Source organism: Streptomyces sp. NBC_00005, from assembly GCF_045160215.1.
In the GTDB taxonomy this organism is placed as follows: Bacteria; Actinomycetota; Actinomycetes; order Streptomycetales; family Streptomycetaceae; genus Streptomyces.
Genome location: NZ_CP108316.1, coordinates 4,506,362 through 4,521,934 on the forward strand (window position 1 = coordinate 4,506,362; position 15,573 = coordinate 4,521,934).

Here is a 15,573-nt window from a genome sequence, read left to right on the forward strand (position 1 = left end):
CCGGAAGGTAGCGTCTGCGAGGGGTGAGCTCGGGAACGCGGTCGGTGTGCGGTGCGTTCACGAAGTGACAGCTCACGCCGGACCATTCGCGACCACAGCCGTATTCACCAAGATTCGCCAAGATTCTCCAAGGGGAAGACGCTCACTTGATGTCGGACCGCAGCCTGCGACTCCTCACGCTCCCTCCGCTGTCTGCGCAGGGAGGGAAGCGCGGCGCCGTCCTGCTGCGGGAGCGGCCCTCCTCGCCTCCGGACGCGCCCTCGGACAAGAAGCCGGGCGACGAGCAGCGCGGCGGCTCCCAGGAGGACAACCCCTTCGCTCCGCCGCCGGAGGGCACACCGGACCGCCCCTGGCAGCCGCGCCGCCCGGCGGACGGTGAGAACGGTGAGGGATCCGGCGACGACTCCCCCTGGGGCAGCCAGTGGAGCGACCGCCAGCCGGGCCGCTCCCCCGGCGGCTTCGGCGAGCGCCCCGGCGGTCCACCCCCGGGCCCCGAGGGCCAGGGCGGCAACACCCCGGGCTCGGGCATGCGTTGGGACCCGGCGGATCCCGCCCAGCGCCGTGCGCGTTACGCACTGCTGAGCGGCATGTGGGCCTTCTTCTTCGCCCTCTTCAGCTGGCCGTACGTGGCCCTGCTGCTGGGCGCCCTCTCTCTGTACTGGGGCATCAGCGCCCTGCGCACGAAGCCCCGCGCTTCCGAGAACACCAACGAACCGGCCGCCCGCCCCCAGCTGACGGCCGCGGTGACCGGCCTGGTGACGGCCTCGCTGGCCATCGTCCTGGTGGGCGCGACCTTCACGGCCCAGCTGGTCTACAGCGACTACTACTCGTGCACGAGCGACGCCCTCACGAACCAGGCGAAGCAGTCCTGCACCGAGCTGCTGCCGAAGGAGCTGCGCGGGCTGCTGGGGACGAACGGCTGACGAGCAGCCCGGCCTACGCTCACGGCGCCTTCGGTACGTCCGGCGTCTTCGGTACGTCCGGCTCCTCCAGGGCCTCCGGTACATCCGGCAGGGTCGGCGCGTCCGGCACGGACGGCACCTCTTGCACGGACGGCACGTCTGGCATGTCCAGTGCCGGAGGCGGGGCGGCCGCGTCCTTCAGCGCCGCCCAGCGGGCCTCGCGGGTGGCGTCGTCGCGCCAGGGAGTCGGCGGCTGGGGAAACGGCTCGACGGGCAGGAAGTCGTACGGCTGGGACGTGGCGCCGTCCTGCTCGCGCAGCGGGCCGTACCCGTCGCCCTCGTCATAGGGCGCGGACGGCTTGACGTCTGCCGCAGCCGGCACCGCGTCCGCCCGCCCGGAGCCCTTCCGGATCCCGAACCACGCCCCGGTCGCCACCAGCGTCCGCCGGAGCCGGCCCCCGCTCACCGGTGCCTGCGACCTCTGCTCCACGATCTTCGGCTGCACGTTCTTCGTTCCGCCCGGCTGCACGATCTTCGGTCCGTTCTTCTCGCTCGTCCGGCGCTTGCGGCCCCGCCAGGCCCGCAGGCCCAGTGACGTCGGGATCGCCACCGCCGCCGTCCACCCGAGCGCCGCACCCCCCGTCTCCCACCACACCGGCCCGAACCGGGCGAGCGCCCCGGCCCCGAGCGGCCCGCCCGCCGACGCGGCGAGCGCGGCCATGCCGCCCGCGCACAACAGCGCCGCCAGCGCGGCGGTGCCGGCGGTCCGGCCGGCACTCGGGGATGGCGCCGCGCCCACGAACCACCCCACCGTCAGTGCGGCCGCAAGCGGCGCCGCTCCGGCGACCCAGTTCAGCCACACCCCGGTCCCGGCGTCCGGCACCGCGGCCAGCAACGGAAAGGGCGGCAGCAGTGGAGCCGGCGCCGACGACAGCGGCCCCACCACATGCCCCGCGCCCAGCACGAACCCCGGGCCGAGGCCGTACGCCGCTCCCCACACCGCTGCGTTCGGCACCAGCACCGCGCACAGGAGCAGCACGGCGAAACGGCCCGACAAACCCTCCGTGAGCTGCAGGAAAGATCCCCGCGCCGCCTCGCCGTGCCACACCAGTGACGCCGCCAGCAGCAACGCCCCGCCTCCGACGAGTACCGCCGTGCCCGCGGCCGCCGCCCGCGCCGCGATACCCAGGCGGGCGCGAGCGGCCGACCCGGGGACGAGGCGCCGCCCCCTTGCCGGCAGCGGCCTCGGCCGGCCGTCGACCGCTTCGCCGAACCGCCCGAGTGCCGTCCACACGCCTGCCCCCGCCGCCGCCATGACGAGCGACGGCAGGCACAGGCCGGTCCACGCCCACGAGGGCCGCAGCTCTCCGCCCGACGCGTACAGCGCCGCGGCCGCGCCGACACCGAGGTAGCCGAGGACGACGCCCGCCCATGCCGTACGACCGGATCCGAGCGGCTCGTCCTCCTCGCCGCCGTCCACCGCGTCCCGTGCCGCCCGGTGCACCAGCCAGACCGGCAGCGCGAGGAGCAGCAGCGGGGTGACACCCACCGGCGCGGGGACACCGGTGAGCGTGTCGGTGCGGACCAGTTCGGCGCCGTGCGCCAGCAGCCAGAGCGCCGCGGCGACATGGAGCGCGCTCCCGGGCCCGCTGTCCGGATACGGCGAACTGATCCACAGCACCACCACGAGCACGGCGAACGACCCGAGCCCGAGGCCGGCGGCCAGCACACCGCCCACGAGACCGGCGGCCAGTCCGGGCGAGCGGTCGCGCATCCGGGTGCGCAGGGACGACAACGGAGGTCGGCGAGCGGTCATCTGGATCACGCCCGCCATGCTCCCAACGACACGCGCTTTCTCGTCGTAACAGGCGAACCTCCGAAGTGTCGCTCAATATACGGTTATGTACTTTTTCGCACGGAAGGGCGCACTGTGACGCCGAACCCTGCGAGCCCGCTGCCACCACCCGCGGAGCGCCGACGCCTGCGCGAGGCGGGCTCGCTGACGCAAGGTCAGGTCGCCGCGCGGCTCGGCATCCCCAGCAAGACCGTGAACGCCTGGGAGACCGGCCGGACCACCCCGCGCGGCCGGAGGCGGGAGGCCTATGTGGCCCTTCTGGCCGAACTCTGCGGGGACGGAGCCGAGGTGACGGTGAGTCCGGAGAAGCAGCCGGCGGATCCGACGCCCGGGGCTCCCCTGACGCCCGCTCAGGCCTTCGACGCGCTGTACGCGTTCTGCGCCCCCGCCCTCGTACGGCAGGCGTTTCTGCTCACCGGGCGGCGCGAGCTGGCGCGTGAGTCGGTCGAGCGGGCCTTCCAACTCGCCTGGCAGCGCTGGCCCGAGGTGGCCGTCGACCGGGACCCGGCGGGGTGGGTGCGGTCGACGGCGTACGAGTACGCGCTCTCCCCCTGGCACCGGTTCCGCCCGCGCCACCGGCACCCGGAGCCGCCGCTCGCCGACGCGCGCGACCGCGCGCTGCTGGACGTACTCCTGAAGCTCCCGCCGCCGTACCGCCGGACGCTGCTGCTGTACGACGGTGTCGGTCTCGACCTGCCGGAGACGGCAGCCGAGACGGAGGCGAGCACACCGGCGGCGGCCAACCGGCTGCTGCACGCGCGCGCGACGATCGCCGCGCGCCTGCCGGACCTTTCCGACCCGTCCGAGTTGAACCGCCGCCTGGCCGAACTGGCCTCCGTGGAGCGGCTGGGCGCACGCAGGCCACCGGTCGTTCGCACGGGCGGCGAGCGCAGCGTGCGCTTCTGGACGCGGGCCGCCATCGCCTTCACGGTGGCCATCATCGGGACGACGACGCTCACCCTGCAGACGGCCCCGACGCACTACGAGCCCCCGGTACCGCCGGGCGCGAGAGTGCAGGGAGTTCCGCCGCGGGTGGCCCTGGGGGCGCTGTCGGAGGAGGAGGTTCAGCTGCGGACCAAGCTGCGGTGGGAGACGACGCCCGGGCCGGAGCGGCTCGAACCGCTCGCTCAGTGATGCCGATGGGCCCGCCCCCCGCAAGGGGGACGGGCCCATCAACGTTCAGCTCGGAAGCCGCAGTTCAGCCCGCGAGGATCTCGCGCGCCAGCTTCGCCGTCTCGGTCGGCGTCTTGCCGACCTTGACGCCGGCGGCCTCGAGGGCCTCCTTCTTGGCGGCGGCCGTGCCGGAGGAGCCGGAGACGATGGCGCCGGCGTGGCCCATGGTCTTGCCCTCGGGCGCGGTGAAGCCCGCGACGTAGCCGACGACCGGCTTGGTCACGTTCTTCGCGATGAAGTCCGCGGCCCGCTCCTCGGCGTCGCCACCGATCTCGCCGATCATGACGATCAGGTCGGTGTCGGGGTCGGCCTCGAACGCGGCGAGCGCGTCGATGTGCGTCGTACCGATGACCGGGTCGCCACCGATGCCGACGGCGGACGAGAAGCCGATGTCACGCAGCTCGTACATCATCTGGTACGTCAGCGTGCCGGACTTCGAGACCAGGCCGATACGGCCCGGCTTCGTGATGTCGCCCGGGATGATGCCGGCGTTCGACTGGCCCGGGGTGATGAGACCGGGGCAGTTCGGGCCGATGATCCGGGTCTTGTTGCCCTTGGCCACGGCGTACGCGTAGAACGCGGCCGAGTCGTGGACGGCGATGCCCTCGGTGATGACGACCGCGAGGGGGATCTCCGCGTCGATCGCCTCGACCACTGCGGCCTTGGAGAAGGCCGGCGGTACGAAGAGGACGGATACGTTCGCGCCCGTCTTCTCGATCGCCTCGGCGACCGTGCCGAAGACCGGGATCTCGGTGCCGTCGACGTCAACGGTGGTGCCCGCCTTGCGCGGGTTCACGCCACCGACGATGTTCGTGCCGTCGGCGAGCATGAGCTTGGTGTGCTTCATGCCCGTGGAGCCGGTCATGCCCTGGACGATGACCTTGGAGTCCTTGTTGAGGAAGATAGCCATGGCTGTCTGAGTCCCTCTTCCTTACTTCGCAGCCGCGAGCTCGGCGGCCTTGTCGGCCGCGCCGTCCATGGTGTCCACGCGCTGGACCAGCGGGTGGTTGGCGTCGGAGAGGATCTTGCGACCCAGCTCGGCGTTGTTGCCGTCGAGGCGGACGACGAGAGGCTTGGTGACTTCCTCGCCCTTGTCCGCGAGCAGCTGCAGCGCCTGGACGATGCCGTTGGCGACCTCGTCGCAGGCGGTGATGCCGCCGAAGACGTTGACGAACACGGACTTGACGTCCGGGTCGCCGAGGATGATCTCCAGGCCGTTCGCCATCACGGCCGCGGACGCGCCGCCGCCGATGTCGAGGAAGTTGGCCGGCTTCACGCCACCGTGGTTCTCACCGGCGTACGCGACGACGTCCAGGGTGCTCATGACGAGGCCCGCGCCGTTGCCGATGATGCCGACCTCACCGTCGAGCTTGACGTAGTTGAGGTTCTTGGCCTTGGCGGCGGCCTCGAGCGGGTTGGCCGCGTCCTTGTCCTCGAGCGCCTCGTGCTCCGGCTGGCGGAACTCGGCGTTCTCGTCCAGGGAGACCTTGCCGTCGAGGGCGATGACCTTGCCGGAGGCGACCTTGGCGAGGGGGTTGACCTCGACGAGGAGGGCGTCCTCCTTGATGAAGGTGTCCCAGAGGGTCACGAGGATCTCGGCGACCTGCTCGGCGACGTCGGCCGGGAACTTCGCCTGGGCGACGATCTCGCGGGCCTTCTCGATCGAGACGCCCTCATTGGCGTCGACCGGGACCTTCGCGAGGGCCTCGGGGTTCTCCTCCGCGACGACCTCGATCTCCACGCCGCCCTGGACGGACGCCATGGCGAGGAAGGTGCGGTTGGTGCGGTCGAGGAGGTACGAGACGTAGTACTCCTCGACGATCTCGGGCGCGGTCTCGGCGATCATCACCTTGTGGACCGTGTGGCCCTTGATGTCCATGCCGAGGATGTCCGTCGCACGCGCGACGGCCTCGTCCGGGGTGGCGGCGAGCTTCACGCCACCGGCCTTGCCACGGCCGCCGACCTTCACCTGGGCCTTGACTACGGACTTGCCACCGAGACGCTCAGTGGCTGCGCGGGCCGCCTCAGGCGTGTCGATGACTTCACCGGCCAGCACCGGTACATCGTGCTTGGCGAAGAGGTCCCTCGCCTGGTACTCGAACAGGTCCACGCGCTTCCGTCCTCAGTGATCTCGCGGTTCGTTGGATGCGTGGGCGTGCCGCGAAGGGCAACGTGACGTCCGCTGTCACAAGGGAGGCGCACACGGTGTCCGAGCGCGCGGCATGTCCGTCTCGCAGGTTATCGCTGCTTGCAGGAGGCCCCTAAATCGAGGGTCACACCTGAGCGGTGATACCTGTCACATGATGCCGCGCTCACTGGCACGGCGTGCCGAATGTGAGGGCGCGGGCCTGCCGTGAGGAGGCAACGGGGAAGGGCCTCACCGGGCTGGGGTTGACCCGGTGAGGCCCCTTCTACGACCCCGGACAGGGGGCACGAACGGGCCACCCTTGGGGGCTCTGGCCGAGGCGGTCCCCACCCCAATGGGGACCCGCCCGGCCCGTTCCGCGAGGTCCGGGCCGGCCGGACCGACGGCTTTCGGCCGTCCGGGTCCTGCAACCTCGCGGAGTCGGTCGAGCGGCGCACTCATCGCGTGCGCCGCCGATGGCGGTGCGGTCAGACGCCGTACGGGCTGCCGTACTGCACGTCCTGCACATAGCCCGGTGTGATCGACTCGGCGACGCCCTCAACGCCGGAGAGGGCGTGGCCGGCGAGCGGGCCGCCGGTGGAGCGGACGGTGCCGGTCAGGTCGTCGGCGAAGGGAGCGACCTGGCCCACGACGCCGTACGCGAACGGGTCGACGTCGCCGACGACGCCGTACGCGAAGGGAGCGACATCGCCGGTGACGCCGTACGCGAGCGTCGTCGCGCTGCCGCCGACGCCCCGCACGACGGGCTGGACGGTCTCGGTGACGGTGTCCACGACGGGCCGGACCGCGCCGGTGACGCCCTGGGCGAACTGCGGCACCTGGCCGACGACGCCGTACGCCAGGTCGGTCGCGTGACCGGCCACGCCGTACGCGAGCGGCGCCGCGGCCTGAGCGACCCCGCCGGCGAACGGCTGCACGTCGCCGACGACGCCGTACGCCAGCCCGCCCGCGTCCGTCACGGCCTGCCCGGCGACCGGCAGCACACCGTCCACGGCGGCGTGCGCGACGGGCGGCAGCACAGCGCCCGTGGTGTCGTCGTAGACCTGGCCGACCAGGCCGGTGGCGTACGGCGGCACGTCATAGACGACACCACCCGCGACCGGCACCACTCCGTACACGGCGTCCCCGGCGACCGACCGCACGTCGGACACCGCACCGCCGGCGACGGGCTGCACGCCCTGCACGACACCACCGACGACCGGCTGCACGCCCTGGACGACGCCGCCCGCGACCGGCTGGACGTCGGCCGCGACGCCGTACGCCAGTGCCGTCGCGGCGTCGACCACGTGACCGGCGGTCTGCGCGACCCCGGCCACCGCGGCGCCCGCGACGGGCGTCACGCCGTGCACCGCGCCGGTGGCGACCGGCGTCACACCGTGCACCTCGCGGCCCGCGACGGGCACGACCCCGGCGACGGCCTGCCCGGCGACCGGGACGACGCCCGCCACCGCCTGGCCGGCCACCGGCGTCACGCCGTGCATGGCGCTGGTCGCCAGGGGCGGGATGGCGGCCGCGACCGTCTCCTCGACGACCGGGGTGACCGTGCCGGGGACGCTCTGGACCGTGCCGACGACCTTCTGCTCGACGCCATCGACCGTGCCCGTGACAGTGCCCGTGACGTGGCTCGGGACCGCGGAGACGGAGGTCAGGGCGGCGTCGGTGACGGCACCGGCCTCGCCCTGCGCGGTGGCTGTCACGCCGGCGGCACGGCCCTGGACGCCGGTCGTCGCGGTCTGCGTGGCGCCCTGGACGCCCGCCGCGGTGCGGCCCGCGCCCGCGACGGTGTGCTGCGCCTTCGTCCGTACGACGCCGTCGACACCCTGCACCTGGATGCGGGCCGCCGACTGCACGGACTGGAGCTTCGTCTGGGCCGCGGCGAGCGCCTCCTCCAGCTCCGGCGCGAAGGCGGCGAGGGGGCCGAAGAGGTAGTCGACCTCGCCCCGGGGGGAGGAGGAGGTGTCGGAGACGGTGGTCCGCGCGGTGGTGGCGGCGCCCTCGGCCGTGGCCTGCGCCTTGGACTGCGCGGCACGGGCGGCCTTGGCGCCCTGGATCGCGGCGGCGCCCTTGATCTTGGAGGCCTTGGTGGCCGCCTGCGGGACGGCGACCTTGCCGTCGACGTACTTACTGGCCTGGTCGGCGGTGCCGCCGGGCGTCGTCTTCTCGGTGCCGGCGACGGTGTCGGTGACCGTGGAGGTCGCCTTGGAGGCGGTGTCGCCGGCCGTCCCGGTGACACCGGAGACGGTGTCCTGGACGCCGGTGACGACGCCGTCGACCGTGCCGGTCACGGTGTCGGTGACCGTGCCGAGGGTGCTGTCGGTGTCGTTGGTCGCGTCGGACACGGAGAGGGAGGAGGGCAGTTCGTCAGCGCTGGCGACGGCGGAACCGAGCGCCCACGCGCCGGTGACACCGGCGGCTATGACGATGGAGCGGCGGATGTTCTTGTTCATGCGTGCGTCAGATCCTTAGATCCCTGGAAGCTGCGACGCTCCTCGACCTCGGGGGAGATCCGGGGAGTTCGGGTGCTTCTTCGGAAGGCTTGGAGACATTTCCGGCGCCGTTTCCGGTCGTGGTCCGGGGAGAGGGGACCAGCGGAGTCGGCGGCTGCCGTCCGGAGAACGAAGGGGTGTCCGGACGGGCGGGCAGACCTGTTCCGCCCCCGCGCGGCAGGTCTGTGGCGGGGGAAGTGCCTGCTCTAGCCGGGGAAGACGGGAATGTCCCGGTGCCTGTCCCGGGTACCGGCCGCGGCTGCGCGGGCGGCGGCGCCGGGCACGAGCCGCAGGGGCGCCCGGTGGTTCAGGGCGACGGCGTGCGCGTCACCGTGCCTCGAGGTGTTGTTGTCGACCGCGGCCCGGTTGGGCGGCGCGCCGGTCGGGTCTCCGTCGGGCGCCTGCTGCACCGGGGCGTACCCGGCACCAGCGGCCCGCTGCCCGTCGCCCCGCGCGGAGGCAGCGTCGGCAGTGACGTCGGCGGCGAACCGCGGCCCGTACTCCGCGCCGCTCGCCCTCGCTCCGGAGCGCCTGCCGTCGACGGCCCCGTCCGCAGCCGAGTGCCCCGCGGCACCCGGCTGCGGCGCCTGCGTGACCGGCGCGGGAAGTAGCCGGCCCGGTGCCGCGGGGAGGCCCGGCAGGGAAGGCAGACCCGGCATCGACGGGGACCCGGGCAGCACCGGCAGGGCGGGCAACGACGACAACGGCGGTATCTGCGCCGTCACTTCGCCCAGCCCGGCGGTCACCTTCTCCACCAGGTCCCCGACCGGCTGGACGACGCGAGCGCCCACGGACCGGACGAGGTTGTCGGTCAACGGGCTGAGGACTTGATCAGCGGCATCCCCCGCGCCCGGGCGGGAGACGGACTCGCTGACCGGGTGATGGACGGAGGGTTCCGCCGGGGTCGTGGGGTTGTGCTTCGGCTTGGCCTCGGACGGTGCCGGCGCGGCGGGAGCCGTCGGCTCGGGCTTGGCCGGAGCCGACGGCCGGGGCTCGGCAACAGGGGCTGTGGGGTGGTGCGCCTCGGGTGCGGCCGGAGGGTTCACCAGCCGGCCGACCGTACCGACCGCGCTGCTCGTCAAGGACCGGACGCCGTCCGCCGGAGCAGTCGGCACGACCTCGGACGAGGACGAGGCAGAGGCGGCGGAGGCGAGTGGTGCCCCCTCCGCCGCGTGCGCCTGCTCCCCGCAGAGGAACCCGAGCGCGAACAACCCGCCCACCAGCAGGGCCACTTGCAGCGCACGCCGACCGGCCGTCGTGCGCATCACGTGCAGCGCGGCACCGGGCAAGGCTGCTGGCCAGGTCAAGAGGGGTGGGTCCTCCCGTGCGGCGGAACGAATCACACGTAACGAGCCGTAACGAGGTACGAGTCGGCGCGACGCGGTACGAACGAGCGGAGTGCGGCGCACCGCTGATGAGGCGTCGATCCTCGCACGGCACTCCCGAGGTTGCGCAAGCCCCTCCATTACCGATGGGTAGGCATGTCCGTTTTGCTGGTCGAAGTCGGACGACCGCGGGTCGACAAATCGTCAGCGAACACGCCATGTCCGCCCGGTCGTCATGCCGTTTCCGGTATCGGCAGCGGCCGCTTCTCGATCGCCGCCGCCATCACTTCGGGGAACAGGTCGGGCGTGCAGGCGAACGCCGGTGCCCCCAGCGCGGCGAGCGCGGCCGCGTGCTCCCGGTCGTAGGCGGGCGTCCCTTCGTCCGACAGCGCGAGCAGCGTCACGAACTGCACCCCCGACGCCTTCATCGCGGCGACCCGCTTGAGCATCTCGTTCCGTATTCCGCCCTCGTACAGATCGCTGATGAGCACGACCACGGTCTCCGCGGGCCGGGTGATCTGCGACTGGCAGTGGGCGAGTGCCCGGTTGATGTCCGTACCGCCGCCCAGCTGCGTGCCGAACAGCACGTCCACCGGGTCGTCGAGCTGGTCGGTGAGGTCGACGACCGCCGTGTCGAAGACGACGAGTCGCGTGGAGATCGTCCGCATCGAGGCGAGCACCGCTCCGAACACCGATGCGTACACGACCGATGCCGCCATGGATCCCGACTGGTCGATACAGAGGATGACCTCCTTCTTCGTGGACTGGGACGCCCGCCCGTACCCGATGAGCCGCTCCGGCACGATCGTTCGGTACTCGGGCAGGTAGTGCTTGAGATTGGCCGCGATGGTGCGGTTCCAGTCGATGTCGTGGTGGCGCGGCCGGCTGATCCGGGCGCTGCGGTCGAGAGCGCCGGTGAGGGTGGCCCGGGTACGGGTGGCGAGCCGCTTCTCGAGGTCCTCGACGACCTTGCGCACGACGGCCCGTGCCGTCTCCTTCGTCGTCTCCGGCATCGCCTTGTTGAGGGAGAGCAGCGTGCCGACGAGGTGCACGTCGGCCTCCACCGCCTCCAGCATCTCCGGCTCCAGCAAGAGCGTGGACAGCCCGAGCCGGTCGATGGCGTCGCGCTGCATGACCTGTACGACGGAGGAGGGGAAGTACGTCCGGATGTCCCCGAGCCAGCGCGCCACGGACGGCGCCGACGCCCCGAGGCCCGCCGAACGGTCCCGCGCCGCCTGCCCCTGCTTGTCCTTCTTCCCGTACAGCGCGGCCAACGCCCCGTCCATCGCGGCGTCCTGCCCGGACAGCGCGCATCCCGTGCCGTCGGCCGCGTCACCCCCGAGCACGAGCCGCCAGCGCCGCAACCGCTCCTGAGCCGGATCCACCACCTCGGTCGTCATCGGCACACCCCCGTACGGGGCCGGTCCCAGAGCGGCATGACCGCGACGGCGACCGCAGGACGGCGCTTCGCTTCGACCCCGTGCCGGTTGCTGTTGCTCTTGCTGTTCCTGGTCCTGATGCGGGTCCCGTTGCTGTTCCTGGTCCCGTTGTTGTTTCTGTTGCTGTTCCTGTCGGCGGCCGTCGCGCCTGCGTCCTCTCGCGATTCCGCCAGTCGGTCCTTCGTCATCCCGCCACCCCCGCAAGGTCGTTGTCGACGTCCTTTTCCACTTCGCCCGGGCCGCCGCTCGGGCCACTCGGGCCGCCACCCGGTTCGTCCAGGCCGAGCAGCAGCCGGACCACCGGCAGTACGGCGTCCGCGCGCCCGGCGTCGAGGTCGGCCGCGAAACCGGGTATGCCGGTGCCCGCGGCCGACACACTCCCCCGCTCCCCCGGTCCGCGCCGGACCAGCTCGCCCAGCGTGCGACGCACCCCCGGCTCGTACGCCGAGAACGTCCGCCGCAGCAGGGGCAGTACGTCCGTGAACGCCTCCGCCGGTACGCCGGTCAGCCAGGCGTCGACCAGGCCGAGCAGCCGCTCGTCGTGGACGAGGAGCATCCCGCCGCCGGACCCTCCGCCCACGAAACCCTCGATCCACGCGGCCGCGTCCCCCGGCGGCGTCCCCGGGGACAGCACGAGCCCCATGACCCGCGCCGCCTCGTCCTGCCCCAACTCCCCCTCGTCCAGCAACAGCCGCACGGCCCGCCCCCGGACCACACCGGGCACGGTGTCCCGGGCGGACAGCACGCGCAGGACCGAGTGCCAGCGCCCCCGCAGATCGCGGTGGTCGGGCGCGGGCACGTCGCCCAGCAGCCCCACCGCCCCGTGCACCGCGTCCACATGGCGTCGCATCTCCTCGGCCGCGTCAGCGTCCAAGGCCGCACAGGCCGGGGGCAGTCCGACGAATATCCGCTCGGCGAGGCCCGCGGCGACCCCCGCCAACGCCCCCGTGTCCGTGCCGCGCACGTCGCCGTACCGCAGCGAGCGGACCAGGGCCGGCAGGGCCTGCGCGAGGTGCCCGACGTCCGTGTCGAGCGCCGCCCGGTCGGCGAGGACCTGCATCACCACAGGGAGCGCTTCCGGGAGTTCGGCCAGCAGGCAGCGCTCGGCGAGCCCGGTCACATCGGCCAGAGCCTGCGCGGAGACGGCGTCCGCCTCGGCCTTGGCCGTCGCGGCGGCGAGCACCGTCGTACCCCACACCCCGGCCTCCGCCACCCGCACGGACAGCTCCGGCTCCCAGCGCAGCCGCCACGTCTCCCGGAACGTGCCCGTGCTGCCCCGCGAGGCAGCCGGTTCGCCCCACGCCACACCCAGCAACCGCAGCCGGTGCAGCAGCCTGCTGCGCTCGGCGTCGGTCTCCTTGCGCAGGTCAAGCTCCAACTCCCGCTCCAGCGCCTCCGGTTTGAGCCGCAGCCGGCGCTGGATGCGGTCCAGGTCCCGCTGCAACGGCACCGCGGGCGCGGCCTGCGGCACCTCCCCCAGCACGTCACCGACGACCAGCCGGTCGTGCACCAGGGCCAGCGGCACGTCCGAGCCCTCGCACATCACCGCGCGCACGGCGTCGGTCGTCTCGCCCAGCCCCGGCAAGGGGCGGCCCCGCATCGCGGCGAGCGTCTCGGCCAGCCGCACCGCCTCGATGACGTGCGCCGAGGATACGATCCGGTCCTCGTCCCGGAACAGCCCCGCCACCTTGGTCATCCACCGCTCGACCGGCCGGTCGGGGGCGGCGAACAGGTGCCCGTACCAACCCGGCGAGTCGATCCCCGCCCCGTACCCGCTGAACCGCGACAGCCTCCGGTACGTCCACGGCACCCACGTCATGTCCGCCTTGACCTTGGGCAGCCCCTTCACCAGCGCCCGGTCGGCGGCGACGGCCGTCCTCTGCCGCAGCGCGGGCACGTGCCAGGCCCCGCACACGACGGCCACCGCGTCCCCGAACTCCCGCTGCGCCGCCCGCACCTGGAGCCGCATGTACGCCTCCCGCACGAGATCCCGGTCATGCCCCCCGCTGCCGTACGCCTCCCGCAACGCCCCCATGGCCTCTTCGAGCACGACGAACGGCGCGAACGCGTCCCCCTCGCCGACCCCCCGGTGCTCGACGACGTCCTCCCACCACCGCTCGGGATCGTCATAACCGGCGGCTTCGGCGAGCACGGCGAGGGGGTCGATACGGACGTCGGCCGCTACGGGCGACCCGTCGGCGGCGGTCGCGGAGGTCTGGGGACCGGCCTCGACGTCAGCGCCGGCATCGGCATCGGCATCGGCATCGGCATCGGCATCGGCATCAGCATCAGGGGCAGCGTCGACGCGGGCGTTGGGCCCGGCTCCGGCTCCTGCACCGGTGTGGGCGCCGCCCCCGGGTTCAGCATCCGTGGCGGTCTCGGCATCCGCACCGGCCGCGCCGGCCGCGGCTGAATCGCCCTCACCCCCGCCGCCGGCCCCCTTGCCGGTCTCGTCCCCCTCCTCCTTCTCCCACGCCAGCGTGTGCGTAGCCGGCAAGTCGATGAAGCGGGCCGGGACTTCGTGCTGCAGGGCCCAGCGGATCGCGACCCACTCCGGGGAGAACTCGGCGAACGGCCAGAAGGCCGAGCGGCCGGGTTCGTCCACGGCGTGGGCAAGGAGGGCGACCGGCGGCCGCATGTCCTCCTCGGAGGCCAGCGGGATCAGCGCGTCGGCCTCGGGCGGCCCCTCGATCAGCACGACCCGGGGCCGGGCGGCATCCAACGCCGCCCGGACCGCGCGCGCCGAGCCGGGCCCGTGATGCCGCACGCCGAGCAGCAGCGGCCCACCACCGGCCACCCCGCGGCCGCCCCTCTCCAGCCCTGTCATGCCGTCCCCCTCGTCATCGCATCCACCGAAGGCCGCCGCAGGGCGCCTCCCGGAGGCCCGCCCCGCCGCTGCCGCCCCCGGCGTACACCCCGTCCTCGTACGCCCTGAGCGCCGAACCGCCCGACCCCTTGTTCCCGCCCGAGCCGCCCGACCCCTTGCTCCCGTTCCCGCCCGCGCGCCCCCACCCCAGGTCGTCGCTCACGCGCTCACCTCCCGGCAGGACCGGTAGAAGTCCTTCCAGCCGTCGCGCTCGCGGACGACCGCCTCCAGGTACTCCTGCCAGATGACGCGGTCGGCCGCCGGGTCGCGGACGACGGCGCCGAGGATGCCCGCGGCGACGTCACCGGCCCGCAGCACGCCGTCGCCGAAGTGGGCGGCCAGCGCGAGCCCGCCGGTGACGACGGAGATCGCCTCCGCCGTCGACAGCGTGCCGCTCGGCGACTTGAGCTTCGTACGGCCGTCGGAGGTGACCCCGTCGCGCAGCTCGCGGAAGACGGTCACGACGCGGCGGATCTCGTCGACGCCGTCGGGCACCGCCGGCAGGTCGAGGGAGCGGCCGATCTGGTCGACGCGGCGGGAGACGATGTCGACCTCGGCCTCGACACTCTCCGGCAGCGGCAGCACCACTGTGTTGAAGCGGCGGCGCAGGGCGCTGGAGAGCTCGTTGACCCCGCGGTCGCGGTCGTTGGCCGTGGCGATCAGGTTGAAGCCCCGGACCGCCTGCACCTCCTGCCCCAACTCCGGTATCGGCAGCGTCTTTTCGGAGAGGATCGTGATGAGCGTGTCCTGTACGTCCGCCGGGATGCGGGTCAGCTCCTCCACCCTCGCCGTCATCCCCTCCGCCATGGCCCGCATGACCGGGCTGGGCACCAGGGCGTCGCGGCTCGGGCCGTGGGCGAGCAGCTGCGCGTAGTTCCAGCCGTACCGGATCGCCTCCTCCGGTGTGCCCGCCGTGCCCTGCACGAGCAGCGTCGAGTCGCCGCTCACCGCCGCGGCCAGATGCTCGGACACCCAGGTCTTCGCGGTGCCGGGCACGCCGAGCAGCAGCAGGGCACGGTCGGTGGCGAGCGTGGTGACGGCGACCTCGACGATGCGGCGCGGTCCCACGTACTTCGGCGTGATCACCGTGCCGTCCGGCAGGGTGCCGCCGAGCAGGTACGTCGCCACCGCCCACGGCGACAGATTCCAGCGGGCCGGGCGCGGGCGGTCGTCCTGCGCGGCCAGCGCGGCGAGTTCACCGGCGAAGGCGTGCTCGGCGTGCGGCCGCAGCTCCTCCGTCTCGTGCGCGGACGCCGGCGCGCTCGCCCCCGCGGATGCAGGGGTGGTGGCACTCGAATTCACGGGCGCGGACCCGTTCTCGCTCGGTTCGACAGACGTCGGCTCTACGGACACAGACATGGCTGAGTCCCCCCTCCAGCTC

General features: G+C 73.2%; 11 protein-coding genes. 2 read left to right on the plus strand and 9 right to left on the minus strand.

From position 1 onward, the window contains the following. Window positions 1-149: 149 nt before the first annotated feature. Complete coding sequence (locus OG303_RS20595; RefSeq protein ID WP_405869919.1) at window positions 150-923, plus strand: hypothetical protein; 774 nt, start codon at window positions 150-152, stop codon at window positions 921-923. 19 nt (window positions 924-942) lie between these two features. On the opposite strand, the gene OG303_RS20600 is transcribed toward OG303_RS20595, so the two are convergent. Beyond that, a complete protein-coding gene (locus OG303_RS20600; protein WP_405869921.1) occupies window positions 943-2,736 on the minus strand; it encodes a DUF6350 family protein in 1,794 nt (597 codons plus the stop codon). Window positions 2,737-2,832: 96 nt separating this feature from the next. Here OG303_RS20600 and OG303_RS20605 point away from each other — a divergent pair, with 96 nt between their 5' ends. Next, the gene (locus OG303_RS20605) at window positions 2,833-3,891 is read left to right on the plus strand and encodes a sigma factor-like helix-turn-helix DNA-binding protein (RefSeq protein ID WP_405869923.1); all 1,059 of its coding nucleotides are present in this window, start codon (window positions 2,833-2,835) and stop codon (window positions 3,889-3,891) included. Between the two features lie 64 nt (window positions 3,892-3,955). Here the strand turns inward: OG303_RS20605 and sucD are convergent, their stop codons facing one another. The 8 genes from sucD to OG303_RS20645 all read right to left on the minus strand — a co-directional run bounded on the left by sucD (window position 3,956) and on the right by OG303_RS20645 (window position 15,551). After that, window positions 3,956-4,840: a succinate--CoA ligase subunit alpha gene (sucD, locus tag OG303_RS20610; protein WP_405869925.1), complete on the minus strand. Its 885-nt coding sequence runs from the start codon at window positions 4,838-4,840 to the stop codon at window positions 3,956-3,958. Between the two features lie 21 nt (window positions 4,841-4,861). After that, window positions 4,862-6,040 (minus strand): ADP-forming succinate--CoA ligase subunit beta, encoded by a 1,179-nt coding sequence (gene sucC, locus OG303_RS20615; RefSeq protein ID WP_405869927.1) that lies wholly within the window; start codon window positions 6,038-6,040, stop codon window positions 4,862-4,864. A 503-nt stretch (window positions 6,041-6,543) separates the two neighbouring features. After that, a complete protein-coding gene (locus tag OG303_RS20620; RefSeq protein WP_405869929.1) occupies window positions 6,544-8,523 on the minus strand; it encodes a hypothetical protein in 1,980 nt (659 codons plus the stop codon). Between the two features lie 245 nt (window positions 8,524-8,768). Further along, window positions 8,769-9,869: a hypothetical protein gene (locus OG303_RS20625; protein ID WP_405869931.1), complete on the minus strand. Its 1,101-nt coding sequence runs from the start codon at window positions 9,867-9,869 to the stop codon at window positions 8,769-8,771. A 251-nt stretch (window positions 9,870-10,120) separates the two neighbouring features. Continuing rightward, a complete protein-coding gene (locus tag OG303_RS20630; RefSeq protein WP_405869933.1) occupies window positions 10,121-11,287 on the minus strand; it encodes a vWA domain-containing protein in 1,167 nt (388 codons plus the stop codon). A gap of 223 nt (window positions 11,288-11,510) precedes the next feature. Continuing rightward, window positions 11,511-14,153, minus strand: a complete 2,643-nt coding sequence (locus OG303_RS20635; protein WP_405869935.1) for a DUF5682 family protein — start codon at window positions 14,151-14,153, stop codon at window positions 11,511-11,513. Window positions 14,154-14,166: 13 nt separating this feature from the next. Then, window positions 14,167-14,355: a hypothetical protein gene (locus OG303_RS20640; protein ID WP_405869937.1), complete on the minus strand. Its 189-nt coding sequence runs from the start codon at window positions 14,353-14,355 to the stop codon at window positions 14,167-14,169. Further along, on the minus strand, window positions 14,352-15,551 hold the full coding sequence (locus OG303_RS20645; RefSeq protein WP_405869939.1) for an AAA family ATPase: 1,200 nt from the start codon (window positions 15,549-15,551) through the stop codon (window positions 14,352-14,354). The genes OG303_RS20640 and OG303_RS20645 overlap by 4 nt, the downstream gene beginning before the upstream one ends. Window positions 15,552-15,573 lie beyond the last annotated feature (22 nt).

What these genes read in the sequence shown, in the direction of transcription:
- OG303_RS20595 (WP_405869919.1), top strand. Translation starts at nt 150, where the DNA reads ATGTCGGACCGCAGCCTGCGACTCCTCACGCTCCCTCCGCTGTCTGCG.
- OG303_RS20600 (WP_405869921.1), bottom strand. Translation starts at nt 2,736, where the DNA reads ATGGCGGGCGTGATCCAGATGACCGCTCGCCGACCTCCGTTGTCGTCC.
- sucD (WP_405869925.1), bottom strand. Translation starts at nt 4,840, where the DNA reads ATGGCTATCTTCCTCAACAAGGACTCCAAGGTCATCGTCCAGGGCATG.
- OG303_RS20620 (WP_405869929.1), bottom strand. Translation starts at nt 8,523, where the DNA reads ATGAACAAGAACATCCGCCGCTCCATCGTCATAGCCGCCGGTGTCACC.
- OG303_RS20630 (WP_405869933.1), bottom strand. Translation starts at nt 11,287, where the DNA reads ATGACGACCGAGGTGGTGGATCCGGCTCAGGAGCGGTTGCGGCGCTGG.
- OG303_RS20635 (WP_405869935.1), bottom strand. Translation starts at nt 14,153, where the DNA reads ATGACAGGGCTGGAGAGGGGCGGCCGCGGGGTGGCCGGTGGTGGGCCG.
- OG303_RS20645 (WP_405869939.1), bottom strand. Translation starts at nt 15,551, where the DNA reads ATGTCTGTGTCCGTAGAGCCGACGTCTGTCGAACCGAGCGAGAACGGG.